This is a genomic window from Streptomyces sp. NRRL F-5650, from assembly GCF_000721365.1.
Lineage (GTDB): Bacteria > Actinomycetota > Actinomycetes > Streptomycetales > Streptomycetaceae > Streptomyces > Streptomyces ardesiacus.
Map to the genome: position 1 here is coordinate 1 of NZ_JOGV01000185.1, position 280 is coordinate 280.

The 280-nt window shown below is 72.1% G+C and carries 1 protein-coding gene; it reads right to left on the reverse strand.

Annotated features, from left to right (window positions below):
- The coding region (locus IG88_RS43670) for a SpnB-like Rossmann fold domain-containing protein (protein WP_420712122.1) at positions 1-276 on the reverse strand (276 nt) is incomplete at its 3' end.
- Positions 277-280 lie beyond the last annotated feature (4 nt).

The window sequence follows — 280 nt, forward strand, 5'->3', positions numbered from 1 at the left end:
GACGGACGACGGCGCGTCGTCCAGGTCGACCAGCAGGAAACGGCCCGGATGTTCGGAGGACGCCGTACGGATCAGACCCTGCACCGCGGCCTGTCCGGTGTCGGGCCGCTCACCGGGGGCGACGGCCGACCCACCGTGGGTCACCACGACGAGCCTGGCCTCCTCCAGCTCCGGAAGAGCTAGCCACTCCTGCACCTGGGCGAGTACGGGGGCCAGCAGCGCACGAACGGCGGCAGGGGTGTCCCCACCCGCTGTCCGTGGGCAGGTCAGGAGCACGGTC